Source organism: Microbispora sp. H13382 (assembly GCF_014161445.1).
GTDB lineage: Bacteria > Actinomycetota > Actinomycetes > Streptosporangiales > Streptosporangiaceae > Microbispora.
The window spans coordinates 287573-311746 of record NZ_JABBXA010000002.1 but is presented as its reverse complement, the minus strand read 5'-3'; the positions used below and the strand labels follow the sequence as shown (position 1 = coordinate 311746).

The following is a 24174-nucleotide window of genomic DNA, read 5'->3' as shown; positions in this document are numbered from 1 at the left end:
CCTTGATCACCCCCCATCGGGCACGCAACGGGCACGGCGAGCGACGCCGCAGGCGCCCTTGACTGGGCGGGCACGTCCGGGACATTCGGCCAGCGAGGAGGACGAAGGCCATCGGATCGGAAGTGGAAGATTTTTCCTTGCTCAGGCATGGCTCCAACCTGCTCATCTCGCTGTTCTTGATCGCTTGACGATGAGATCATTCCAAGCGCGTTCCAGATCTTGCCGAAGCTGTGAACCTTCCCTGTCGGCGCCGCCGTCGCCCACAGCCCAAGGTTCCGCCACACGATAGGACGCATGTACTCGGTAATTGATCAGTGACATTGAGTGATGCCATGGTGCTTACGTCTCGATCACCTCTCTCGGAGGCAAACCATGCTTGCTCACCGTCTACTCGCCGTCGCCGTCATCTCCGCCGCAGTGGGTGCGGTCACCACCGTGCCCGCCATGGCCTCGGCTCACCAGTACGCCGGCAGCCCGGCCCTGGTCGGCCCCCCGGCCTGCGTCGACGTCAGCAACAATCGCGGCAACGGTACCCAGATGTACCTGTGGGAGTGCCAGAACAACAACGCCAACCAGAAGTTCGTCTTCCAGGACGGCCTCATCAAGGTGGAAGACACCATCGGCAAGGCCCGGGAGATGTGTCTGGACGCCTCCAACAGCCGCGCCAACGGTACTCGCGTGTACCAGTGGCAGTGTGTCGGAAACGCTAACCAGCTTTGGGTCCTCCAGAGGGGCCAGATCATCCTCAAGTCCACCCTCAACACAGGCAACCGCATCTGTCTGGACGTCACCAACAGCCGCGCCAACCTCTCGCCGGTTTACCTGTGGCAGTGCGTGCCCAACAACAACCAGAAATTCGTGATCGACGACGGCCAGATCGTGGTCAAGGACACCCTCTCCTGATTTCTGGTCACCCCCGGCACCTTCCCGACGCACCGCAGGGCATCAGCGGCAGACAGGACAGCAACCCGCCTTCTCCGCTGGGCCGGGGCTAGGAACGAAGTGCCGGACCATCGATCGCCCCCACCCGTGTAACGGCCGGCCACAGCAGGGCGATCGTCGTGCCGCATCAGTACGGCGGCGGCGCGCCTGTAGTCGGGGGGGTGCGGCTTGGGGTACGGCGAGCGGTGTACGGCGGGCGGCCCGAGCCGCTGCTGGCTGGGACCGGCCCCCAGGCCCATGCCCGGACGGCGGGCGGGCGACGGGCCGTGCGGCGCTCAGCGAAGAACAATTCGGCAAGGAGTCGCCTGACGGCGAGCCTCCTTCGCTGCACGGAAGAGCACGAAGGCAGACTAACGATCAAAGCCCAGGCGGGGAAATCGGTCCCTGGCCTGGGCTTTTTAGTGGGTGAAGCCTGGGGGATTCGAACCCCTGACTTCGTGCTCGCAAATCGGCCTGATCATCAGGGACAACGGCCCCGACCTGGGCGAGAGGCAATCCGTGAGTGACCGCGAGTGCTCCCTGTTTACCGCCCTTAATGGCACTCGATCACGCTCGCCGACCCGCAGCGGCCGGCTATGCGCGTCCCGCCCCTGGTTTTGACTCGGCAGGAACGGCCGAGGCACTTGGGCAGCGGGGAGGACGGGCTACCAAATTGGACTCGAGGCCCCTGCCGGAGGCAGAAGCGAGGCAGAGAGAGCAACCCGTATTGCCTCACAGGCCTCAAGAGCCCTTTCTAAAACGATCTGCGGCCCTGCGACGGGTGAGACAGAATACGGGCGCATGAGGGATAGACCGGCAGGTCTGGCGGAGGCCGAACTGATGGTGGCACTGACCGAGGGCTGGGGCATCGAGCCCCACTCGGTCGAGTACCTCCCGGTCGGCGCAGGCAGCTACCACTGGTCGATGGTGGATCAACGTGGGACGGCGTGGTTCGTCAAGGTGGATGACCTCGGCGTCGAGGAGGCAGGACGTGATGATGCGTTCGACCGACTCGGTCGATCGTTTGGTGCCGCCCTGGCACTGCGCCGGGACGCGGGGCTCGATTTCGTCCTCGCGCCGATCCCGACCGCCACCGACACCGCGGTCTGGCGGCTGACCTCGCGGTACGCCCTGTCGGTGTTTCCAAAGGTGGCGGGTGCCGCCGGGCACTTCGGCACGCACCGGCCCGAGGATCACGTCGAGGTAATCGGCCTGCTGGCCGAGCTGCACAAGGCGACCCCGATTGTGGCGGACACCGCATCACGGGCCGACCTGGTGTTGCCCGGTCGGGACAAGCTGGAGGAGGCGCTGCAGAACCTCGATCGGGAGTGGACCGGCGGGCCTTATGCCGAGCCAGCCCGTAAGATGCTGTCCGCCCATGCCGGGCACGTCCAACGATTGCTCGCCGACTTCGATCGGCGGGTCGACCAGGTACGAGACAGCGCGGCGGTATGGGTGGTCACGCACGGCGAACCGCACCCCGGGAACGTCATGCGTACCTCGGCTGGACTGCGGCTCATCGACTGGGGCACCGTGCAGATCGCTCCGCCGGAGCGGGACCTGTGGATGCTCACTTCCGCCCTCGCCCGCATGCTCGGCGAGGACCCGGTTGGCGACGATAGCGCACTCGTCCGTTACACCCGAGCCACCGGCCGGGCTGTCTCACCGGCCGGCCTCGCTCTCTATCCGCTTTGGTGGCGGCTCGCCGACATCGCCATCTTCGTCGACGAGCTGCGCCGGCCGCACGGCACCGGTGAGGACATCGCCGCATCGTTGACCTATCTCACCGGCTATCTCGAATCCAGCCAAGACTGACCTGCGGTCTGACCGGCGGCGCGACGCGCCGCCGCCTTGACAGCCTCGCGCGAGGACAACTCAAGAGTGGATCGGGCACGCAACAGGCACGCAAGAGCGACAAGGCCGAATAACGATCAAAGCCCAGGCGGGGAAACGGTCCCTGGCCTGGGCTTTCGAGTGGGTGAAGCCTGGGGGATTCGAACCCCTGACTTCCTGCTTGCAAAGACACCTGTCGATCTTGCCCGATCTGCACAGACGCTGCTCAGCGCCCTGATCGGGTTCCCCATGACTCCCCCTTGATCACCGCCCCATCGGGCACGCGACGGGCACGCGGTGGAGCCTCGATCCCGCGCGGACGCGCACGCTTCCCCCTGCCTGACATCCCGTCGCCGTCGTCCCACCCGTCAGGGGAGACACGAGCCGGCGGGTCACCATCGCGAGGAAGGCATCGAAGTCCTCGGCTGTCTCTGCCATCAATATATGTTGATGCGAGCGTCCTGGCCTGTGTGGGCCCTTCGCGTAATCGCAGGTCAGAAGGCGTGATCGAAACCAGACGCTAGGAGCAACTCCAGATAGCTTCCTACCCGTGGTCGGCCCGGGTCCGTTCAAAGATGACGGGCCCTCCGGTGCCACGGAGGGCCGCCCACACCTCATGTAGGACCTCTCCGCAGTCCGTCGGTGACGACGGCGAGGATCGGTTCCAGCGAATCTTCTCTCCTGGCCATGCAAGCGGACATCAGCGCCCTGATGTCCGGGTAGCTGACATCGGCTCGCACGTCGCCCGACTTTTGGGCCGCGGCAAGCAGCTCCTGTAGCCGACCACACAGGTCGGCGCCCGCGCGTTCGCCGATGTCGTCCAACCGGCGATCGGCTACGGCCAGCTCGGCCAGCCCGCAGTCGGCCGCCCCCGCTCGCACCAGAGCGACGAAGAGAGCGAAGAAGGCGGTGCCGGGATCTTCTCGGCGGGCGAGCTCGTCGGCTTGGGCGGTGAGCTTCACCAGCCGGGTGGACATGATCGCGATGAGGAGATCCTCCTTCGTCGGGAAGTGCCGACTCACCGTGCCGGTACCGACCCCGGCACGGCGGGCGATCTCGTGAACTGGCACGGAAAGGCCCTCGGTGGCGAACACCTCGGCCGCCACCTCCAGCACGCGTGCCCGGTTACGCCGCGCGTCGGCCCGCAACGCGCGTTCGTCGGTCATGGTCCCGCACCTCCCCATCGACAAACGGGACGGCCATCCCGTATGTTTCAAACAACCGGGATGCCCATCCCGATTCTAGGAGGTCCTCGCATGTCACACCAGCCCACCCTGGGACTCGTCGGCAGCGGGAACATCGGCGGCGCCCTCGCCCCGCTCGCTGCCGACGCCGGTCTGGGCGTCGTCCTCAGCAACTCCCGTGGCCCATATGCCCAGCCTGACCGACCCTGCTTCCAGGCGTGACCCCGCCGACCCGGCGCCGGGCACGGGATGCGGCCAACGGAACTTTCGCTCGGATGCTCGGCGAGTGACGACTTCACCATCAACCTCGCGGCGGACGACTCCTGACGAGACCGCCCGGCCGCTGCCACACCACCATGGAGAGCAGATGAAAGCCATCGTGTACCGCAAAATCGGTGATCCTTCCGTCCTGGAACTCATCGAGCGTGACGTGCCCGTGCCCGGCCCCGGCGAGGTCCGCATCCGCATCCACGCCTCCGGCATCAACCCGACCGACTGGAGGGGACGCTCCAGCACCGCGTGGCCGATGCCATATCCCGAGGTGACCCCGCACCACGACGGCGGCGGCGTGATCGACGCGGTCGGCCCGGGGGTCGAGACGTTCGCGTCCGGCGACCGGGTGTGGGTGATGATGGCAGGATTGGGCTACAACACCGGCACCGCCCAGGAGTTCACCGTCGTGCCCGCGTCCTGGGTGCGACCACTGGCGGAGAACGCGTCATTCGACGTGGGCGCATCGCTCGGGATCCCCGCGCTCACCGCGCACCGGGCGCTCACCGTCGCCGAGGACGGCCCACGGCGCCTGGCCCCCAACGCGCTGGACGGCCGCACCGTGCTGGTGACCGGCGGCGCGGGCGCGGTCGGTCACGCCGCGATCCAACTCGCCCGCTGGGCCGGCGCCACCTTGATCACCACGGTCAGCGGGCCGGAGAAGGCGGCGCTGGCCAGCGCGGCCGGCGCGCACCACGTGGTCAACTACCGAGAGGGCGACCCGGCGGCCGAGATCCGCGCGGTGGCGAAGGACGGCGTGGACATCATCGTCGATGTCGCCGTGGCGAAGAACATCGACCTCGACCTGGCGACGCTCAAGAACGGCGGCACGATCGCGGTCTACGCCGACGACCGCCCCAAGGTGGAGCTGGACATCCTCCAGACCCTCCAGCTGAACGCTCGGTTCCAGTTCCTTCTAATCTTCCTCGACCGCGAGCGGATGGCAGTCGCGGCCGACGACGTCACGGCGGCGGTGCGGGACGGCGCGATGGGAGTGGGCGAGGAGCACGGACTGCCCGTGGTCCGCTTCCCGCTGGCCGAGACCGCCGCAGCGCAGCTCGCCTCGCAGAACGGCGCGGTGGGCAAAATGATCGTGGACCCCACCATGTGACGGGGGCGGCGCCGGGTGCGCCAACGGCTGCCCGGCGCCGCCACCACCTCACTTCCCTGAGCGGTTGCGAACCCGGCACCGATCATCAGCGGCTTCCGACGGGCGGCCAAGTGGGGGAGTTCGAGCGCATCCCCAGCATCGCCGGTGTTCGCCCTACCGGCTACAGAGGCTCCAACCCCAAAGAGTCGCGCGAGCCCCCACAGCTCGGCGAATCAGCGGCAACACGACCATTGCGGCGCTGACCGCCACCTGGGTGTCCTCGCTGGGTTAGTCGGCGCTTAAGCCGCCATCGTCCTCGCCGACGTCGCCCTACTGGCGACACCGGTCTTGCTCTCTGGCCCGGGTGCCCGTGACCATCACGCCGATCGGAGAGCGCAGACACGCGCTCCTACCGCGTACTCGCCCATCGCCACTCGGACACGTACGCTCCACGAGTCGATCAGCCCACTTCCGCCCACCGATCACGAGGCAGGGCAGCGACTTCGACCAAACGGTGGAGCCTAGGGGATTCGAACCCCTGACTTCCTGCTTGCAAAGCAGGCGCTCTGCCAGCTGAGCTAAGGCCCCGTGACGGTGCGAACTGCGCAAACACGCAGATCCACAGGCCGCCGGTGCGTACACCGTAGCAACAGCCCGCACCCGAGCGCCACTTGATACCACCCCGTGCCGCCTCGGCACCGGAGAAAATCCCCAGGGGAGCGAGTCGGCGATCAGGGGGCCGAGGTGGCCACCGGAGACGCGCCGACCTCGCTGCCGAGGACGAGCCCGGGGAAGTCGACGAGGGAGTCGATGATGTGGGTGGCGCCGCCGCCGAGCAGACGCTCCTTGCTGTGCACGCCGGTGAGCACTCCGGCGACGATCGAGGCGCCCGCACGCCGGCCGCACAGCATGTCGCTCTCGGAGTCGCCCGCCACGGCCACCTGCCGTACGTCATCGACGCCGGAGCGCAGGACGGCGGTGAGCACCATGTCAGGGTACGGACGGCCCCGTCCGGCGTCCTCGGGGCACAGCGCGAGGTCCAGCATGTCGACCCAGGCGAGGGTGCTCAGCACCCGCCCCAGGGTCGCGCGGCTGAAGCCGGTGATCAGGGCGACCTTCAGGCCGGCGTCGCGCAGCTTCGCGACGGCCTCGACCGCCCCCGGCAGCGGCACGAGACCGGTCCTCTCGATGGCTCCCTCGTAGGAACGCTCGAAGGTGAGGTTCGCGGCCTGCGCCTGGGCCTCGTTGCCGGGGAAGATGCCCCGGAAGACCTCGATCTTGGGACATCCCCGGGACCTGTGCACATGCACCATGGCACGGGCATATGCGCTGGTCCCGGGGACGATGCCCTGCGTGGCGATCGCCTCGGCGAACGCCCGTTCCACCATGTCGATGTCACCGATCGTGGTCCCGGCCAAGTCAAGGCAGGCCAGCTTCACGGGGGTCATTCCCGCACCTCTGCCACGATCAAGCACCATCCCTGGTGGTCAGTTCTCGCTGCCGGTGGCCTCAGTCCACAGATCGAGCTCCGCACGGTCGGCCTGTACCTTGCGCCAGACCAGGAGCCCGCCGACGGCGACCAGAGCGAGAACAAGCAGCTTCTTCACGGTGTGACCCCACTTCTCGACGGTCTCACCTGCCGGGTGAGACAACGCCCGGTTCTACGGTTCCCTGCAGCCTAGCAAGGTCTCGGCGTCCGACCCGGATTGCCCGAAATTTCGGTGAGCCAAACTCGCGATTACGGCTCACCCGTCCGACCTGGCGTTCGCCCCTGACGACAGAGTGACGAGATCAGAAGTGCCCAGCTCGCAGTGGCGTTAACCCTGACGCCAGAGGACGCGGGGGGAAGTGGGGAGGCCTGGTTTCGGTCAGGCGGTCCGTGCTCCGCTCTCAGCGGAAGTCAAAGGTCGATCAGGAAAGCGGCACGCTGAGACGGATCGTCGTACCATCCGCCCCCGTACGCACGACGCGATCGGCCAGGCGGTTCATGAGCCACAGTCCGCGCCCCCCGAAGTCGAACCGCGTCGCCGGCTCCTCCCGCTCCAGCACCTCGTCGGGAATGCCGGGGCCCTTGTCGGTGATCTCGCACACCAGCGTCCCCGTCTCATGCCACATGGCGATCCCCCGCGGCGGCGAGCCGTACCGGACGGCGTTGGTGACCGCCTCGTGCACGGCGAGCACGTAGTCCTCCAGGACCACGCCTTCGAGCCCGGCCTCCTGGGCCGAAACCATGACGAGATGCCGCACCCTGGTGACCGAACTTCGGTCGAACTCCAGGCTGAGCAGGCTGCCCGCCAAGGTTCTCACCGCCCTCCTGCTTGCCCCACAGTGTGGTACTACTCCACTTACCGCCCACGCGCACCTGACACGCATTTTCGGGTACGGCTTGCGCCACCGTCTCCTGCGGGCGTGCGACAGCGGAGGTCACCCACGCGACGCTAGCGCATCGTCACAGCTCCGTCATGAGCTGCCGCAGCATCCGCGCGGTCTCCGAGGCCGGCCTGGCCTGGATGCACAGGCGCTCCATGACTGCGAGGTAGCGGTCGATGTCCTCTCGTTTTTCCAGGTAGATGGCGCTGGTGAGCTGTTCGAGGTAGACGACGTCGGGCAGGCCGACCCCCGCGAAGCGCAGGATGCTGAACGGCCCTCCCGCGGCGGCGTGCCCGCCCGCGCTGAACGGGATGACTTGGAGCGTGACACGAGGCAGCGAGATCATCTCGAGCAGGTGCTCGATCTGGGCCCGCATGACCTCCGCGCCTCCCACGGGACGGCGCAGGACGGCCTCGTCGATCACCGCCCACAGCAGGGGCGGATCCGGCCGGACCAGCACCTCCTGCCGGTCCATCCGCAACCGGACGCGGCGCTCGACCTCCTGGTCCGAGGCGTCCGGGTGGCCGAGCCGCACCACCGCCTCCGCGTATCCCGGGGCCTGCAGCAACCCCGGCACGAACTGCACCTCGTAGCAGCGGATCGTGCTCGCGGCCTGCTCCAGGCCGACGTACGCCTCGAACCAGGAGGGCAGGACGTCGTCGTACTTGTGCCACCAGCCGGGGGCGTTGGCCTGGGCGACCAGCGAGAGCAGCGCCTCCCGCTCGCTCTCGTCGGTGACGCCGTACAGGGTGAGGAGATCGGCGACGTCGCGACGGCGGAACCCGACCCGCCCGAGTTCCATCCGGCTGATCTTCGAGTGGGAGGCGCGAATGGCGTTGCCGGCCTCTTCCAGGCGAATGTGCCTGCTCTCACGGAGCCGTCGCAGCTGGGTGCCGAGCAGGATGCGCAGGACGGTCGGGCTGCGGCGCGATCGTGCGCCCAGGTCGAGCGGGTGAGGCACACCCTCCGCAGGGGCCGCAGTCATATGGGGTCCTTTGAGGTGCACCGATGTTTACGCCACGTTCACGATACTCGTCACATCGGCCCGCGCAAGTGGCGAGATCATTTCTCCACTAACCGAGGAGGTCGTCGAATTCGCCCTCCTTGACGGAGCGGATGAATGCCGCCATGTCCTGAAGCGGCACGATAAGCGCCGGACCGGACGGGTGCCGGGAGTTGCGCAGGGCCACCCGGCCGTCGGGCAGCGCGGCGATCTCGACGCAGTTGCCGCTCGGATTGCTGTGCCGGCTCTTGCGCCAGGCCTGCTGCCCCAGGTGAGATGAGGGCATTCCGTTGTAGATCACGGACATGGGGCGCCTCGTTTCGCAATCCGACCGAACCACAGCTTTCGTGCGTTTGCACGTGCATCTGTACTTGCACAGGAGCATCAATGGGAGCAGTATGACTTACTGAGTCATCCCGCCACATGGTCGACATCAACCTCATAAGGCTCTCAATGACTGGTTATCGGACAGACCGCGCTTCCCTTGCAGAAGCCGATAGCGTTGCCCGGGATCCCTGGCTTGGCACGCTTGAGCAGGTCTTTCCCGATGGCAAGCGCTGGCCCTGGACCGGCGGTGAGGAGCCGTGCGGCGTCCCTCAGGTGGCGGTGCACGAGTTCCACCGTGAGAGCCTCGCCGCGCGCACCGCGCGGCACTTCACAACCGGGGTGTTGCAGACCTGGGCCATGGAGGACGTCGCCGACGACGCCGGGCTCGCGGTCTGCGAGCTGGTCACCAACGCGCTACGGCACGGCCTGCGGCACCAGGCCATCCATCCCCTGCCGGTGCGCCTGCTGATGTTCCGATCGTCGCGTGCGCTGCTGTGCGTGGTCACCGACCCCAGCAACGACGCGCCGGTGCTGCGCGAGCCCGACTACGTGGCCGAGACCGGGCGCGGCCTGCAGGTCGTCGCCGGGGTCAGCCGCATGTGGGGCTGGGCGCGGCTACGCCCCGTGGGCAAGGCCGTGTGGGCCGGTTTCACCGCGGAAGGCGCCGGCTACCGCTGATCCCGCCGCAGGCCCCCATCCGGAAACACGTACTAATCCTCACTTAGGCCCATCTCGCACCGGTACTATCGGTCATCAGGGCTGAACGGAGGATCATGCCGGGTATCTCCCCGGTCGAGCCTGTGGGTTTCGACCCGTCCGTCCCCAACGAGGCCCGGGTCTACGACTACTGGCTCGGTGGGAAGGACAATTTCGCCGCGGACCGCGAGGCCGCCGAGGCGGCGCTGCTGATCGCGCCCGAGCTGCCCCTGATGTGCCGCGAGGGCCGCAAGTTCCTCCGCCGGGCCGTACGGTTCCTGGCCGGCGCCGGAATCCGCCAGTTCATCGACATCGGTTGCGGCCTGCCGACCCAGGGCAACGTGCACGAGATCGCACGCGGGTGCGCCCCCGACGCCCGCGTGGTCTACGTCGACAAAGATCCGGTCGTGGTCAACCACGGTCAGGCGCTGGTGGAGGAGGACGAGCGCGTCGTGGTGATCCGCGGCGACGTACGCGACCCCGACTCGATCCTCACGCATCCGCGACTGCGGGCGCTGGTGAATTTCGACGAGCCCGTGGGCGTGCTGCTCGTAGCGGTCCTGGCGGCGATCAACGACGACGACCTGACCATGGCCATCACCGCCCGCCTGCGTGAGGCGATCGCACCCGGCAGCTACATGGTCATCAGCCACGCGATCTCCGACATCCGCCCGGAGGTGACCGACAAGCTGGCCCTGCTGTTCGCCAGCGAGTGGGCGGTCAAGGACGACGGCCGCCTGCGGCTGCCCACGCAGGACGAGATCCTGCCGTTGTTCGGCGATCTGGAGATGGTGGAGCCCGGCCTGGTCCAGGTGCCCGAATGGCGGCCGGAACCGGACGAGCTGCGGCCGCCGAAGGACACGGTCTGGGCGGTCGGCGGCGTGGGCCGCAAGCGATGATCGTCGACTTCCGTTGAATATCAACTGGGCTAACCATTGACAGATGCGCTGTCGGACGGCAACGCTCAGTGAGTATTTCCGCCTTCAGCAGGGAGGTGGGACCGTGATGACATTCACCGTGTCCTGCTCCGCAACACCGCGTCCGGAACGGGCGCGCATCGCGTTACGCACCGGTGCATCGTGCCGGTGCATCTCGTGAATCCACCCGGCGGTCACCCCGGCGTTCTCTACACGGACACCTACCTCAGCGTCAGGTGGTCCCCCGCGGACTCGTCCGTGATCGTGGAGGGCGAGGTGGACGTCTCGAACAGCGCGGCCCTGGCGACCGCGCTCGCCGAGGCGAGGAGCGAGCGCGGCGAGATCACCATCGACGCGGGCGCCCTGCGGTTCGTCGACCTGGCCGGGCTGCGGGCCCTGCTGGCTCCCGCGTCCCCCGTGGCAGGCAGCGCCGTACGGCTGCGCAACGTGCCGCCCTACCTGCGCCGCCTCATGGAGATGCTCGACGGTTGACGGCCCCGCCCGGGCCCCGTCCCGGGGCTCGGGCGAGCAGCCACCGCGCCGGCGTCTCCCGCCGGCCACGCCCCGGTCAGCGCGCGATCTCGTTGAGCTCCTTCAGCGCCGCCTCGTCCGGCCGCCACGCCGCCGCCGCGACGTTCGCCTTGATCTGCTCGGGCCGGGTCGCCCCCGCGATCACCGAGGAGACCGACGGCTGCGCGAGCAGGCCGCCGATCGCGACGTCGAGCAGGGTCACCCCCTGCCGCTCGGCGAACTCCCGCAGCCGCTCCACCACCGCGAACCGCGCGTCCGTCAGGTACTGCGGCCGGTCCGCGAGGCGGGTGCCCGCCGGCGGCTCCTCCCCGCGCCGGTACTTGCCGGTGAGCAGGCCGTTGGCCAGCGGGAAGTACGGCAGCAGGCCGATGCCGTGGTGCAGCAGCGCCGGGACCAGCTCCCGCTCCACGCCCCGGTCGAGCAGGCTGTACTCGTTCTGCGCGCTCACGAACCGCTCGAAGCCCCCGGTGCGGGCGATCCAGTCCGCGTCGGTGACCTGCCAGGACGCGAAGTTGGAGGAGCCCACGTAGCGGACCTTGCCCTCCCGCACCAGGTCGGTCAGGACCGACAGGGTCTCCTCGACCGGCGTGGAGGGGTCGGGGAAGTGCAGCTGGTAGAGGTCGATCCAGTCGGTCTTGAGGCGGCGCAGCGACCGCTCGACCGCCAGGCGGACGTACCGCCGCGAGGCCCGCGCGCCCCAGTCGGGCCCGTTGGCGCCGTGCACGTCCCCGCCGAACTTGGTGGCGAGGACGACCTGGTCGCGCCGTCCCTTCAGCACCTCGCCGAGCAGCGTCTCCGACTCGCCGTAGATGTCGGCCGTGTCGATCAGCGTGACGCCGGCGTCGAGCGCCGCGTCGACCACGGCGCGGGTGGCGTCGAGGTCGAGCCTGCGGCCGAAGTTGTTGCCACCGAGGCCCAGAGCCGAGACGACGAGTCCCGAGTCCCCCAGCCGCCGATAGGTCATTTCCGTCATCGCGCAACATCCCTTCTTCACGAGGCCCTCCGCCGGGAGAGCTCTCCTCACCGTATTTCGGCCCCTTCCGGCAGCGGACGCCGGACCGTCCGCGAGAGGATTCCGGGCATGACCTCCGTACGACACGGCGTCCGGGCCATCCTGTTCGACGGCGACGAGATCGTCCTGTTCCGCCGGGTACGACCGGAGCGGGAGCCGTACTGGGTCACGCCGGGCGGCGGGGTGGAGCCGGCCGACGCCTCGCCGGAGGCGGCGCTGCGCCGCGAGCTCGACGAGGAGCTCGGGGCGACGGCGGGGCCGGCGCTGCACGTGTTCACCCTCGCCGAGCCCGGCCGTCTCAGCACGGTCTTCGCCTGCCGGCTGGTGTCGCTCGACCTGTCGCGCCGCAGCGGCCCGGAGTTCCTCGAACCGGACATCGGCCTGCACGAGGTGCGGCGCGTACGTCCGGAGGAGGCGCGCGACCTGAACATGGTGCCGCCCGAGCTGGGGGAGTTCATCTCCGCGAACGCCGCGACCCTGCCCGCGCTGCTCGACGCCGCGACGTACGCCCCGGGCCGCTACCGCCCGGTCGTCGACGTGCATCTGGTGCTGACGGACGGCGGGAAGGTGCTGCTCGGCCGCCGCGAGGGCACCGGTTACGCCGACGGGGAGTGGCAGATCATGCCGTCCGGGCATCTCGAGGAGGGGGAGTCGGTGGTGGACACCGCCGTCCGGGAGGCCCGCGAGGAGCTCGGCGTCGAGGTGGACGGCTGCGAGGTGGTGCACGTCATGCACCACCGCAACGCGGGCGGGACGGCCCGCATCGGGATGTTCCTCGTGGCGCGCTCGATCACCGGCACGCCGGTCAACGCCGAGCCGCACAAGTGCGCCGAACTGGGCTGGTTTCCGCTGGACCGGCTGCCCGAGCGGACCGTGCCGTACGCGCGGGCGGGCGTCGAGGCCGTGCGGCGGGCACTCGCCTCGTCCCCGGCGGGCCTGCCCGTGCCCCTCTATGCCGGGTCGCCGGTCTTCTCCCTGCACGGGTGGGACGTGCCCGGCTGCGCCGATCTGGCGGCCGAGGCCGTGCGCGCCGGGTTCGAGGAGGTCACGGTCTGCCTGGTCGCCCGGCTCGACGGCATGGTGCTCGTCCGCTCCGACGACGAGACCGACCGCCTGCCCGCCACCCTCGTCCGGCCGGGCGAGCCGGTGGAGGCGGCGCTGGCGCGGCTCGGCTCGGTGGGCGAGGTGACCTTCGCCGGCGCGGACGACTACGTCTCGGCCCGGGGACGCGCCGGCCGCCGTCTCGCCTTCTCCGCCCGGCTGACGGAGGCGCCCGAGGGCATGGTCCCGCTGCCGGCCGGGTCGCTCGGCCGCCTGCCGTACGCCGAGGGGGTATACGTCAACCGCCCGTCGCCGGGGCTTTTGTACGGCTTGCCGGGCCGATAGCCTGGTCCGGGGCGTGCCGGGAAGTCTGGTCGGCGAAGGGGTCCCCCGTACCCGGGGGGCGTACCGGCGACCGGAAGGCTGACGTGAGCACACCCACACACGGCGGGCAGGTGAGGTCATGCGTGCCCGGGATCTCGTAGTGCCGTTCCCCACCGTGGGGCTCGACTCCCCCGTGGCCGAGGCCGCGCGCCTCATGGCCGAACGCGAGCTGCCCGGGCTGATCGTGCTGGACGAGCGCGGCGTGCCGGTGTCGATACTGCCGGGCACACAGGTGCTGCGCCTGGCCGTGCCCCGGTACTGCCAGGACGACCCCGCGCTGGCCCGGGTGATCGACGAGGCGCACGCCGACGCGTTCGTCCGCGCGCTGGGCGGCCGCACGGTCCGCCAGGCGCTGCCGCAACAGCCGCGCGAGCTTCCGGTGACCGACCCGGACGCCACGCTCCTGGAGGTCGGCGCGCTGATGGCGCGCACCCGCAGCCCTCTGGTCGCCGTGCTGGACGGCGGCCGCCTGCTGGGCGCGGTCACGCTCTCCGCGCTGCTCAAGCGGCTCACATGACGCTGACCGCATGGGTGGCGACGGTCGTCTTCGTCGCCACGTACGTCCTCATCGCCAGCGAGAAGGTCCACCGGGTCAAGGCCGCCCTGGGCGGCGCCGCGATCATGCTGCTGGTCCACGCGACCGCGGCCGGCTCCGCGTTCTTCTCGCAGGAGTCCGGCGTGGACTGGAACGTCGTCTTCCTGCTGCTGGGCATGATGATCATCGTCGGGGTGCTGCGGCAGACCGGCGTGTTCGAATACCTCGCCATCTGGGCCGCCAAGCGCGCCAGGGGCCGGCCGTTCCGGCTCATGGTGCTGCTCCTGGTGATCACGGCCCTGGCGTCGGCGCTGCTGGACAACGTCACGACCGTGCTGCTGATCGCGCCGGTCACGTTCCTCGTCTGCGAGCGCCTCGCGCTGCCGGTCGCGCCGTTCCTGATCGCCGAGGCGATGGCGTCCAACATCGGCGGCACGGCGACCCTGGTCGGCGACCCGCCGAACATCATCATCGCCTCCCGCGCCGGGCTGACCTTCAACGACTTCCTCGTCCACCTCGCTCCGCTGGTCATCGTGCTGACGGCGGTCTTCATCGGACTGTGCCGGCTGCTGTTCCGGAAAGCGTTCCGGTACGACCCCGAGCGGGCGGCCGAGATCATGCAGCTGGACGAGCGGGCGGCCATCCAGGACAAGGTCATGCTGGTGCAGAGCCTGTCCGTGCTCGGGGTGGTCATCGCGGCGTTCGTGCTGCATCCGGTGCTGCACTACGAGCCGTCGGTCGTGGCGCTGCTCGGCGCGGGGCTGCTCGTGCTGGTCACCAAGATCACCACTGACGACGCGCTGCGCGAGGTGGAGTGGCCGACGCTGGTGTTCTTCGCCGGGCTGTTCGTGATGGTCGGCGCGCTCGTGGAGACCGGCGTCATCACGCAGGTGTCGCAGGCGGCCGCGGAGGCGACGGCCGGACGGCCCGGCGTGACCGCCATGGTCCTGCTCTGGGCGTCGGCCGGGCTGTCGGCCATCGTGGACAATATTCCCTACGTCGCCACGATGAGCCCCATCGTGGCCGATCTCGCGCAGCACGTGCCCGGCGACCCCAACGTCCTGTGGTGGGCGCTCGCGCTCGGCGCGGACCTCGGCGGCAACGCCACCGCCGTGGGCGCCTCCGCGAACGTCGTCATCCTCGGCATCGCCGAGCGCAACGGCGCCCGGATCAGCTTCTGGCAGTTCACCAAGTACGGCCTGGTGGTCACCGTCGTCACGGTGGCCCTGTGCGTGCCCTACCTCTGGCTGCGTTACCTCCTGTAGACCTGCGGGCCCCCGAGCGGGGCCCCGACTTGACGCGGAAATACCATAGGGGGGTATGGTGTTGACATCGATGAAGCACGAGTTACAGGAGTGATCGTCATGACCAGCACCTACACCGTCACCGGCATGACCTGCGGCCACTGCGTGAGCTCGGTCAGCGAGGAGGTCGGCGCGGTTCCCGGGGTGACCGACGTCAGCGTGGACCTCGCCTCCGGCCTGCTGACGGTCGAGGCCGACGGCGGCGTGGACGACGCGGCCGTCGTGGCGGCCGTCCGGGAGGCCGGGTACGACGTGGCGGGTGTCTCGTGAACACCCCGGCCCGGCTCGGCGCGTACGCCGCGGGCCTCGGCGTGATCTTCCTGGCGGCCTTGGGCGCGGGGACCGCGCTCGGCGCCGGCGAGCCCCCGCGCGCGGAACCGCGACCCGTCCACGGACACCCGGACCCCGCGGCCGGTCACGCCCACACGGGCGCCGAGGACGCCGAGGACGCCGCCACCACGGTGCCACCGGGTCTGCAGATCTCCCAGGACGGCTACACGCTGGTCCCGCTGACCACGACGCTCACGCCGCGGAAGGCCGCCGAGTTCCGCTTCACCGTCAACGGGCCCGATGGCGCGCCGGTGACGCGTTACCAGGTGAAGCACGACAAGAAGCTGCACTTCATCGTGGTCTCCCGGGACCTCGGCGGCTTCTGGCACCTGCACCCGGAGGAGGCCGGCGACGGGGTCTGGACGGTCCGGCTCACCCTGCCGGCCGCCGGGACCTACCGCGCGTACGCCGACTTCGCCCCGGAGGGCGGGCCGGACCTGACGCTCGGCGCCGACCTGAACGTCCCGGGCGCCTTCGAGCCCCGGCCGCTGCCGCCCGCGGAGCGTACGGCGCGGGTGGACGGATACACGGTGACGCTGGCGGGCGACCTCGCGCCCGGCCGGGTGAGTAAGCTCGTGTTCACGGTGAGCAAGGACGGCGAGCCGGTCGGCGACCTCGAACCCTACCTGGGCGCCTACGGCCACCTCGTCGCGATCCGCGCGGGCGACCTGGCCTACCTGCACGTGCACCCCGAGGAGGGCACGACGGCGGCGGGAGTCACCTTCGCCGCGTCGGCGCCGAGCGGCGGCGACTACCGCCTGTTCCTCGACTTCAAACACGAGGGAACCGTCCGCACGGCCGCCTTCACGGTTCACGCGGAAGCGGCCGGGCACAGCCGTTGACGGCATGACGCGAGAAAGGAGTGGTGATGCCGGCGACAACCGGTGACCGGCCGACAGGCGCGGTCGAGCTTTCGATAGGCGGCATGACCTGCGCGTCGTGCGCCAACAGGATCGAGCGCAAGCTCAACAAGCTGGACGGCGTGACCGCGACGGTCAACTACGCGACGGAGAAGGCCAAGGTGACCTTCCCCGTGGACCTGGACCCGCAGTCCCTGGTGGCGGAGGTGGAGAAGGCCGGATACACGGCCAGGCTGCCCGAGCCGCCGAAACCGGAGCAGGCGCCCGGGGAACCGCAGGACGAGCTCGCCTCCCTGCGGACCCGGCTGCTCGTCTCCGTCGTGCTCGCCGTCCCGGTGATCGCGCTGGCGATGATCCCCGCCCTGCAGTTCACGTACTGGCAGTGGCTGTCGCTCACGCTCGCGGCCCCGGTCGTCGTGTACGGCGGCCTGCCGTTCCACCGGGCGGCCTGGACCAACCTGCGCCACGGCACGGCCACGATGGACACGCTCGTGTCGCTGGGCACGATCGCGGCGCTGGGCTGGTCGCTGTGGGCGCTGTTCCTGGGCGACGCGGGCATCCCCGGCATGACCCACCCGTTCGCGTTCACGATCGCACGCAGCGACGGCTCCGGTGACATCTACCTGGAGGCCGCGGCCGGGGTCACGGCGTTCATCCTGGCCGGGCGCTATTTCGAGGCCCGCTCCAAGCGGCGCGCGGGCGCGGCCCTGCGGGCGCTGCTCGAACTGGGCGCCAAGGACGTCGCCGTCCTGCGCGACGGCAGGGAGGTGCGCGTCCCGGTCGGCGAGCTGGCCGTGGGCGACCGCTTCGTCGTACGGCCCGGCGAGAAGATCGCGACCGACGGCGTGATCGAGGAGGGGACCTCGGCGGTCGACGCCTCGATGCTCACCGGCGAGTCGGTGCCGGTGGAGGTGCGGCCCGATGACGCGGTGACCGGCGCGACGGTGAACGCGGGCGGCCGGCTGGTCGTGCGGGCCACCCGGGTCGGCTCCGACACCCAGCTCGCGCAGATGGCGCGGCTGGTGGAGGAGGCGCAGACCGGAAAGGCCGAGGTGCAGCGCCTGGCCGACCGCATCTCCGGGGTCTTCGTGCCGATCGTCATCGCGCTGTCGGTCGCCACGCTCGGCTACTGGCTCGGTACGGGCGAGGGCACCCAGGCGGCCTTCACCGCCGCGGTCGCGGTGCTGATCATCGCCTGCCCCTGCGCGCTGGGGCTGGCCACGCCGACCGCGCTGCTGGTCGGCACCGGCCGCGGCGCCCAGCTCGGCATCCTGATCAAGGGCCCCGAGGTGCTGGAGTCCACCCGCACGATCGACACGGTCGTGCTCGACAAGACCGGCACCGTCACCGAAGGGAAGATGACGCTGGTCGACGTCGTGGCCACCGAGGGGCAGGACCCCGAGGAGGTGCTGCGGCTGGCCGGGGCCCTGGAGCACGCCTCCGAGCACCCGATCGCGCAGGCGATCGCGCGGAGGGCCGCCGAACGGGTGGGACCCCTGCCGGCGCCCGAGGACTTCGCCAACGTCGAGGGCCTCGGCGTCCAGGGCATCGTGGACGGCCACGCCGTCCTGGTGGGGCGGCCCGCGCTGCTGGCCGAGTGGTCCCAGCACCTGCCCCCCGGCCTCGCGCGGGCGCTGGACGAGGCGCAGGCCGCCGGCCGTACGGCGGTGGCGGTCGGCTGGGACGGCCAGGCCCGCGCCGTCCTGGTGGTGGCCGACGCCGTCAAGGCCACCAGCGCCGAGGCCATCGCCGATCTGCGCGCGCTCGGGCTGACCCCGGTGCTGCTGACCGGCGACAACGAGCGGGTCGCGCGTACGGTCGCGGCGGAGGTGGGCATCGAGGAGGTGATCGCCGAGGTGCTGCCCGCCGACAAGGTCGACGTGGTGAAGCGGCTGCAGGCCGAGGGCAGGACCGTCGCCATGGTCGGCGACGGGGTCAACGACGCCGCCGCGCTCGCCCAGGCCGACCTCGGTCTGGCCATGGGCACGGGCACCGACGTGGCCATCGAGGCCGCCGACCTGACCCTGGTCAGGGGCGACCTGCGGGTGGCGGCCGACGCGATCCGGCTGTCGCGGCGCACGCTGCGCACGATCAAGGGCAACCTGTTTTGGGCCTTCGCCTACAACGTCGCGGCCCTGCCGCTGGCCGCCGCCGGGCTGCTGAACCCGATGATCGCCGGAGCGGCGATGGCCTTCTCCAGCGTCTTCGTCGTCAGCAACAGCCTCCGCCTGCGACGCTTCCGCTGAGAGGTTTCACGGCCGAGTTGTCCACAGCCTGTGGACGACTCGGCCGCAGTCGTCGTAACACGGTCGTCAGCGGCGCGGGCTGTGACGCAGACGCCGGCCGGTCTCCTCGGTCACCTGCCGCAGGACCGGCGCGATCTCCGGACGCTCCGTCAGGACGTCCTCGATCCGGGCACGCCAGGCGGCGACCTCGGCGGACAGCGCGTCCTCGTGCGCGCGGCCGGCTCGCGAGACCTCGTCCCGTCGCAGGCGCAAACGGGTGCGGGTCAGATCGAGCTCGTACGTCTGCCCGAGATGGCGGCCGAGCGTCTCACCGAGCCACCAGTAGGCGTCGTCCGTCGCGGCCGCGACGAACACTCTCGCGCTCTCCCACGCGACGCGTTCCCTGTGGATGACGGCCACGACATCGACGGTACTTCCGGGCTCTCCCGGGGGCAATGGCGTCTTCACTCCGGCTTTTGGTGCTCCACCGGGAGCGCCCTGGGTTTGCCACAACCGATGTTCGGATACGAAGAGTGACGATCGAACACGATTAGTGACATCTGAGATGAGGAATCTTCATGCGCCGCCCTATCCGCCTTCTGTCTCTGGCCGCCCTGACCTGCGCGGGCCTGCTCGCCACCGCCCCCGCGTACGCCGCGTGCGGCTGTGACGCGCCGAAGGCCGCCACCAAGCCCACGGCCGCCCTCGGCGTCGACGCCGGCCTCAACCTGGGCCTCGGCCTCGGTCTCGCCGTGGACCTGAACGTCGGGCTCGACCTGAACGCGCAGGCGGGCGTCGGCGCGGGCACCACGAGCTGCGGCACCCCCCGAGTGGTGCGCGCGTGCCGCTGACGAGGCCGGGCGTGACCCGGCCCGCGCCGGGTCACGCCGTCGTCAACACCTCGTGCCCGATTGGACCGCCCACGTGCAGATGGCGGGCCAGGCTCCTACAGTGGAAGGATGACGAGCACCCAGAGTGAGCAGCGGCTTCCCCGCGTCCTCGACGACAAGATGTGCTTCGCGCTCTACGCGGCCTCCCGCGCGGTCACCGGCCTCTACCGGCCCCTGCTCGACGAGATGGGCCTCACCTACCCGCAGTTCCTGGTCCTGCTGGTCCTGTGGGACGGCCCCGCGGAGGGTGTCACGGTCAAGGAGCTCGGCGCCGCGCTGCACCTCGACTACGGCACGATGACACCCCTGCTCAAGCGCCTGGAGGCGAACGGCCTGCTGCTCCGGGAGCGCCGCGCCGACGACGAGCGCACGGTGCAGATCACCCTGACCGAGAAGGGCGCGAACCTCCGGGAGCGCAGCGACGGCGTCTTCGCCGCGGTCGGCGACGCCATGGCGCTCGAACCCGAGGAGTTCACCCGCACCCTGGCGACGCTGCGCCGGCTGACGGACAACGTCACGGCGTACGCGAACCGGCAGGGCTGACACCCTCCGCCCATCACCCCCAGATGGAGCGTGCCCAATTACCTTGCGCACAATTTAATCGTGGTCTAGTCTCTAGCGCGTACCAAGAAACGGGTTGCGGAACCGCAGCGGAGATTCAGAAGGAGCGCGCCATGGCGTACATCACGGTCGGCCAGGAGAACAGCACCGCCATCGACCTGTACTACGAGGACCACGGCACCGGGCAGCCGGTCGTGCTCATCCACGGCTACCCCCTCGACGGTCACTCGTGGGAGAAGCAGATCCCCGCCCTGCTCGACGCCGGCTACCGCGTCATCGCCTACGACCGCCGCGGCTTCGGCCGGTCGAGCCAGCCCACCGTCGGCTACGACTACGACACCTTCGCCGCCGACCTGAACACCCTGCTGGAGACCCTCGACCTGCGTGACGTGATCCTCGTCGGCTTCTCGATGGGCACCGGCGAGGTCGGCCGCTACCTCGGCACGTACGGCTCGGACCGGGTGGCCAAGGCCGCGTTCCTGGCCTCCCTCGAACCGTTCCTGCTCAAGACGGAGGACAACCCGGAGGGCGTCGACGGCAGCGTGTTCGAGGGCATCTCCGCCGCCGTCACCAAGGACCGCTACGCCTATTTCACCGACTTCTACAACGCCTTCTACAACACCGACGAGAACCTCGGCACCCGCCTCAGCGAGGAGGTCGTCCGGGCCAACTGGAACACCGCGGCGGGCGCATCGTGGTACGCCTCGGCGGCGTGCGTGCCCACGTGGACGACCGACTTCCGGGCCGACATCCCCAAGATCGACGTGCCCGCGCTCATCGTGCACGGCACCGCCGACCGCATCCTGCCCATCGACTCCACCGGCCGCCCCTTCCACCGGGCGCTTCCCCAGGCCGAGTACGTCGAGATCGAGGGCGCCCCGCACGGCCTGCTGTGGACCCACGCCCAGGAGGTCACCGACGCGCTCATCGCCTTCCTGGCCAAGTGACGCCCGGGTGTGATCTGCTTTCCTGAGATCGTCGCGACGTGTTAACCCCCACGTCCGTTTCGCGGAAGGAGGGGTTCAGAACGGAGGAATGGGATCACAGCGCCTGCCGAATGCACCGAAAGGTACGTCTGTGAGTTCCTCCCTCTCCCGCCGCGATCTCATCCGCTCGGCCGCCGCCGGTGGTCTCGGCATCGCCATCGCCGGCAGCATCGAGGCGATCGCCGGTCCCGCCGCCGCCCAGGCCGCCCAGGCGGGGATCGGCAAGACGACCGGTTACGGCCCGGTCGTCGCCGACCCCGCCGGTCTGCTCGCCCTGCCGAAGGGCTTCTCCTACAAGATCGTCGCCCAGGCCGGCAAGACGGTGCTGGAGTCGGGTGAGCCGACCCCCAGCGACGCCGACGGCACCGGCTGCTTCGCCGGCCGCGACGGCTGGGTCCTGGTGAACAACCACGAGATCAACGGCAGCGAGCCCTACGGCGTACCGGCCCTGCCCGGCCTGACCTACGACCCCGGCGCCAAGGGCGGCACGACGAACATCGAGGTCGACAGGAACGGCAACCGGATTCGCGAGTACGTCAGCGTCGCGGGCACGCACAACAACTGCGCGGGCGGCATCACGCCGTGGAACACCTGGCTGACCTGTGAGGAGACCGAGCAGCGGGCCGGGGGCGCGTACCAGAAGGACCACGGCTACGTCTTCGAGGTGGACCCGTTCGACCGCGAGGCCAACAGGGATCCGGTGCCGCTGAAGTTCCTCGGGCGCTACTCGCACGAGGCCGTCGCGGTCAACCCGCGCAACTCGGAGATCTACCTGACCGAGGACGCGAGCGGCCCGAACGGGCTCTACTTCCGGTGGGTCCCGCCGAAGCACTTCCACGCCCGCAAGGGCGCGCTGCGCGCGCTCGCGCTCGGCCCCGGCGGCGACACCGCCGGGAAGCTGCAGGCCATGCGGTGCCGCAAGGGCAACAGGCACATCGCCGACCTGTCCGAGGCGACCCAGCCGGGCACCCGCTACAAGGTCGAGTGGGTCGACGTGCCGGACCGGGACGCCAAGACGACCTCGGTGCGCAAGCAGTTCACCGACGACCAGGTCACCCGCAGCCGCAAGCTGGAGGGCGCCTGGTGGGGCGACGGCGGCGCGTACTTCGTCGCCAGCTACGCCCGGCACGACGACGGCAGCAAGAACGAGCACGACGGCCAGGTCTGGTTCTACGACCCCGAGTCGGAGACCGTCACGCTCAAGACGATCTTCGGCGTCAACCCCGACCCGGAGCAGGACACGAACTACGACGGGCCGGACAACATCACCGTCTCGCCGTACGGCGGCGTCATCCTGGCCGAGGACGGCGAGGGCCTGTCGCACCTGGTCGGCGTCACCGACAAGGGCACCCCCTACCCGATGGCCCGCAACGAGATCAACGACAGCGAGTTCACCGGCCCGACGTTCAGCGACGACGGCCGCATCCTGTTCGCCAACATCCAGAGCCCCGGCTACGTCTTCGCGATCACCGGCCCCTGGACCCAGAAGCACGACGACCACGGCCACGGGCACGGCCACGGTCACCACTGATCCGGCGGAACGCCCGGCGAGCCCTCCGGCTCGCCGGGTCTCTCATATGAGGAGGGCAGCCAGGGCGAATCCGGCGGCGGCGGCGAGGACGCCGAGGACCAGGCTGCCGAGCGCGTTGAGCACCGCCTCCAGGACCGAGCCCTCCTCCAGCAGCCGTACGGTCTCGAAACCGAACGTGCTGAACGTCGTGAGCGCGCCGCAGAAGCCGGTCCCGAGCAGGGTGACCACGTCGGCGGGCAGCCCGACGCCGTCCCGCGCGCCGAGCAGCAGCCCGAGCACGAGCGACCCGGACAGGTTGACCGACAGCGTGCCCCAGGGGAACACGCTGTCGTGCAGCCGCTGGACCAGCCGGTCGGCCAGGTATCGGGCGGGCGCGCCGGCCACGCCGCCGAGGAACACCAGCAGGAGGATCACCGCTCCTCGCGCCCCCCGTAGCGGTAGACCTCCACGGGATCGACGATCACCAGGCCCTCGGTCACCAGTTCGTCCAGCTCAGCCAGGAACGCGCTGATCCTCTCCGGGACGTCCACGATGACGACGGCGACGGGCAGGTCCTCACCGAGCGACAGCAGGCGGCTCGTGTGGATGCGCGAGGAGGCGCCGAAGCCCTCGACGCCCCGGAAGACGCTCGCCCCGGCCAGGCCCATCGCGTGCGCCCGGTGCACGATCTCGGTGTACAGAGGCCGGTGCCGATACTGGTCGCCCTCCCCTATCAAGATCGTCAATCGTTGCGCCGGGCCGTACGATCTCATGCGTCCCCCTTGCCACGCCGCCGTACGGGGAGTCCCGCCAGGGCGCGGGCGAGCACGATGCCGCCCCAGACGGCGACCAGCCCGGCGAGCAGACTGCTCGCGGCGTACACACCGGCCGTGGGCCACGCGCCGCGCGACGACCTGTCCACGATCTCCGCGGCGAAGGTGGAGAACGTCGTGAATCCGCCGAGGAAACCGACCCCGAGGAACGGACGGACGTAGCGGCGCGGCGGCCAGACGTCCAGAACGAAGACCATGAGGGCCCCGATCGCGAGGCAGCCGGTGACGTTGGCGACGAACGTCCCCCAGGGGAACCCGGTGGGCGGCGCGGGGAACGCCCGGCCGACCAGATACCTGGCCACGCTGCCGCCCCCGCCGCCGAGGGCGATCACCGCGAGGACGTCCCAGGTCCGGTGGCGGGCGGGGGCCGCCGGCGAACGGAACACGCCACCGGCGTGGGCGCGCTCGTCGCGCAGGTCGGCGTCCGGATCGACGGGACCCGTCCCCGCGGTCCGGTCGTGGGAAGGACGGCCGCTCATGGGCTCCCCCTTCCCGCCCCTGCCGTCGGAGCACCCAGTTTAGGTTCCGCCCGGGCGCCTCCTTGCCGAGCCTAGATCCACC

The 24174-nt window shown here is 70.0% G+C and carries 28 protein-coding genes and 1 tRNA gene; 17 read left to right on the top strand and 12 right to left on the bottom strand.

Annotation, left to right across the window (positions count from 1 at the left end):
- The first annotated feature begins 372 nt into the window (after positions 1–372).
- Positions 373–903: an RICIN domain-containing protein gene (locus HHX41_RS05315; protein ID WP_182905017.1), complete on the top strand. Its 531-nt coding sequence runs from the start codon at positions 373–375 to the stop codon at positions 901–903.
- Positions 904–1722: 819 nt separating this feature from the next.
- Entirely contained in the window at positions 1723–2736 is a 1014-nt protein-coding gene (locus HHX41_RS05310) for a phosphotransferase (RefSeq protein ID WP_220503743.1), read from the top strand.
- A 632-nt stretch (positions 2737–3368) separates the two neighbouring features.
- On the opposite strand, the gene HHX41_RS05305 is transcribed toward HHX41_RS05310, so the two are convergent.
- Positions 3369–3920, bottom strand: coding sequence for a TetR/AcrR family transcriptional regulator (locus tag HHX41_RS05305; protein ID WP_169983938.1), 552 nt, complete (start codon positions 3918–3920; stop codon positions 3369–3371).
- Positions 3921–4010: 90 nt separating this feature from the next.
- Here HHX41_RS05305 and HHX41_RS05300 point away from each other — a divergent pair, with 90 nt between their 5' ends.
- Both HHX41_RS05300 and HHX41_RS05295 read left to right on the top strand, forming a co-directional pair.
- Complete coding sequence (locus tag HHX41_RS05300) at positions 4011–4160, top strand: hypothetical protein (protein WP_220503742.1); 150 nt, start codon at positions 4011–4013, stop codon at positions 4158–4160.
- A gap of 145 nt (positions 4161–4305) precedes the next feature.
- Positions 4306–5319, top strand: coding sequence for an NADPH:quinone reductase (locus tag HHX41_RS05295; RefSeq protein ID WP_182905016.1), 1014 nt, complete (start codon positions 4306–4308; stop codon positions 5317–5319).
- 494 nt (positions 5320–5813) lie between these two features.
- Here HHX41_RS05295 and HHX41_RS05290 read toward each other — a convergent pair.
- The 6 genes from HHX41_RS05290 to HHX41_RS05270 all read right to left on the bottom strand — a co-directional run bounded on the left by HHX41_RS05290 (position 5814) and on the right by HHX41_RS05270 (position 8978).
- A tRNA-Ala gene (locus HHX41_RS05290) sits at positions 5814–5886 on the bottom strand.
- 143 nt (positions 5887–6029) lie between these two features.
- Complete coding sequence (locus HHX41_RS05285) at positions 6030–6746, bottom strand: HAD family hydrolase (protein ID WP_169983932.1); 717 nt, start codon at positions 6744–6746, stop codon at positions 6030–6032.
- Positions 6747–6785: 39 nt separating this feature from the next.
- A complete protein-coding gene (locus HHX41_RS39600; RefSeq protein WP_208802288.1) occupies positions 6786–6905 on the bottom strand; it encodes a DLW-39 family protein in 120 nt (39 codons plus the stop codon).
- A gap of 304 nt (positions 6906–7209) precedes the next feature.
- Complete coding sequence (locus HHX41_RS05280) at positions 7210–7605, bottom strand: ATP-binding protein (protein WP_169983931.1); 396 nt, start codon at positions 7603–7605, stop codon at positions 7210–7212.
- A 142-nt stretch (positions 7606–7747) separates the two neighbouring features.
- Positions 7748–8653, bottom strand: coding sequence for a helix-turn-helix transcriptional regulator (locus HHX41_RS05275; RefSeq protein ID WP_169983930.1), 906 nt, complete (start codon positions 8651–8653; stop codon positions 7748–7750).
- 88 nt (positions 8654–8741) lie between these two features.
- Positions 8742–8978, bottom strand: a complete 237-nt coding sequence (locus tag HHX41_RS05270; RefSeq protein WP_169983929.1) for a DUF397 domain-containing protein — start codon at positions 8976–8978, stop codon at positions 8742–8744.
- 299 nt (positions 8979–9277) lie between these two features.
- Between HHX41_RS05270 and HHX41_RS05265 the strand changes: the two genes are divergently transcribed.
- The 3 genes from HHX41_RS05265 (at position 9278) to HHX41_RS05255 (ending at position 11103) form a co-directional block, all read left to right on the top strand.
- Entirely contained in the window at positions 9278–9676 is a 399-nt protein-coding gene (locus HHX41_RS05265) for an ATP-binding protein (protein ID WP_310741784.1), read from the top strand.
- Between the two features lie 95 nt (positions 9677–9771).
- Positions 9772–10593 carry an SAM-dependent methyltransferase gene (locus HHX41_RS05260; RefSeq protein ID WP_169983927.1) on the top strand — a complete coding sequence of 274 codons (822 nt, stop codon included), beginning with the start codon at positions 9772–9774 and terminating at the stop codon, positions 10591–10593.
- A 195-nt stretch (positions 10594–10788) separates the two neighbouring features.
- The gene (locus HHX41_RS05255) at positions 10789–11103 is read left to right on the top strand and encodes an STAS domain-containing protein (RefSeq protein ID WP_220503741.1); all 315 of its coding nucleotides are present in this window, start codon (positions 10789–10791) and stop codon (positions 11101–11103) included.
- 76 nt (positions 11104–11179) lie between these two features.
- Here the strand turns inward: HHX41_RS05255 and HHX41_RS05250 are convergent, their stop codons facing one another.
- Complete coding sequence (locus HHX41_RS05250; protein ID WP_182905014.1) at positions 11180–12115, bottom strand: aldo/keto reductase; 936 nt, start codon at positions 12113–12115, stop codon at positions 11180–11182.
- Between the two features lie 108 nt (positions 12116–12223).
- Between HHX41_RS05250 and HHX41_RS05245 the strand changes: the two genes are divergently transcribed.
- From HHX41_RS05245 to HHX41_RS05220, 6 genes are all read left to right on the top strand, one after another.
- Positions 12224–13540, top strand: coding sequence for an NUDIX domain-containing protein (locus tag HHX41_RS05245; RefSeq protein ID WP_220503740.1), 1317 nt, complete (start codon positions 12224–12226; stop codon positions 13538–13540).
- A 118-nt stretch (positions 13541–13658) separates the two neighbouring features.
- On the top strand, positions 13659–14096 hold the full coding sequence (locus HHX41_RS05240; RefSeq protein ID WP_182905013.1) for a CBS domain-containing protein: 438 nt from the start codon (positions 13659–13661) through the stop codon (positions 14094–14096).
- Entirely contained in the window at positions 14093–15379 is a 1287-nt protein-coding gene (locus HHX41_RS05235) for an ArsB/NhaD family transporter (RefSeq protein ID WP_182905012.1), read from the top strand. Before HHX41_RS05240 ends, HHX41_RS05235 begins: the two co-directional genes overlap by 4 nt.
- Before the next feature lie 99 nt (positions 15380–15478).
- A complete protein-coding gene (locus HHX41_RS05230; RefSeq protein ID WP_169983922.1) occupies positions 15479–15688 on the top strand; it encodes a heavy-metal-associated domain-containing protein in 210 nt (69 codons plus the stop codon).
- Positions 15685–16590, top strand: coding sequence for a hypothetical protein (locus tag HHX41_RS05225; RefSeq protein ID WP_182905011.1), 906 nt, complete (start codon positions 15685–15687; stop codon positions 16588–16590). The genes HHX41_RS05230 and HHX41_RS05225 overlap by 4 nt, the downstream gene beginning before the upstream one ends.
- Positions 16591–16616: 26 nt before the next feature.
- Positions 16617–18854 (top strand): cation-translocating P-type ATPase, encoded by a 2238-nt coding sequence (locus HHX41_RS05220; protein WP_182905010.1) that lies wholly within the window; start codon positions 16617–16619, stop codon positions 18852–18854.
- 66 nt (positions 18855–18920) lie between these two features.
- Here HHX41_RS05220 and HHX41_RS05215 read toward each other — a convergent pair whose 3' ends face one another.
- The gene (locus HHX41_RS05215) at positions 18921–19253 is read right to left on the bottom strand and encodes a hypothetical protein (RefSeq protein ID WP_169983919.1); all 333 of its coding nucleotides are present in this window, start codon (positions 19251–19253) and stop codon (positions 18921–18923) included.
- A gap of 158 nt (positions 19254–19411) precedes the next feature.
- Here HHX41_RS05215 and HHX41_RS05210 point away from each other — a divergent pair, with 158 nt between their 5' ends.
- From HHX41_RS05210 to HHX41_RS05195, 4 genes are all read left to right on the top strand, one after another.
- On the top strand, positions 19412–19684 hold the full coding sequence (locus HHX41_RS05210) for a hypothetical protein (protein WP_169983918.1): 273 nt from the start codon (positions 19412–19414) through the stop codon (positions 19682–19684).
- Between the two features lie 108 nt (positions 19685–19792).
- The gene (locus tag HHX41_RS05205) at positions 19793–20266 is read left to right on the top strand and encodes a MarR family winged helix-turn-helix transcriptional regulator (RefSeq protein WP_182905009.1); all 474 of its coding nucleotides are present in this window, start codon (positions 19793–19795) and stop codon (positions 20264–20266) included.
- A 131-nt stretch (positions 20267–20397) separates the two neighbouring features.
- Positions 20398–21231 (top strand): alpha/beta fold hydrolase, encoded by an 834-nt coding sequence (locus HHX41_RS05200; RefSeq protein WP_182905008.1) that lies wholly within the window; start codon positions 20398–20400, stop codon positions 21229–21231.
- Between the two features lie 130 nt (positions 21232–21361).
- The gene (locus tag HHX41_RS05195; RefSeq protein WP_310741783.1) at positions 21362–22801 is read left to right on the top strand and encodes an alkaline phosphatase PhoX; all 1440 of its coding nucleotides are present in this window, start codon (positions 21362–21364) and stop codon (positions 22799–22801) included.
- Between the two features lie 42 nt (positions 22802–22843).
- Here the strand turns inward: HHX41_RS05195 and crcB are convergent, their stop codons facing one another.
- Genes crcB through HHX41_RS05180 form a run of 3 tightly spaced genes read right to left on the bottom strand, consistent with a single transcriptional unit; the run spans position 22844 to position 24092 of the window.
- Positions 22844–23215, bottom strand: coding sequence for a fluoride efflux transporter CrcB (gene crcB, locus HHX41_RS05190; RefSeq protein WP_182905006.1), 372 nt, complete (start codon positions 23213–23215; stop codon positions 22844–22846).
- Positions 23212–23553: a DUF190 domain-containing protein gene (locus tag HHX41_RS05185; RefSeq protein WP_169983913.1), complete on the bottom strand. Its 342-nt coding sequence runs from the start codon at positions 23551–23553 to the stop codon at positions 23212–23214. The genes crcB and HHX41_RS05185 overlap by 4 nt, the downstream gene beginning before the upstream one ends.
- A complete protein-coding gene (locus tag HHX41_RS05180) occupies positions 23550–24092 on the bottom strand; it encodes a CrcB family protein (protein WP_220503739.1) in 543 nt (180 codons plus the stop codon). The genes HHX41_RS05185 and HHX41_RS05180 overlap by 4 nt, the downstream gene beginning before the upstream one ends.
- Positions 24093–24174: the final 82 nt, after the last annotated feature.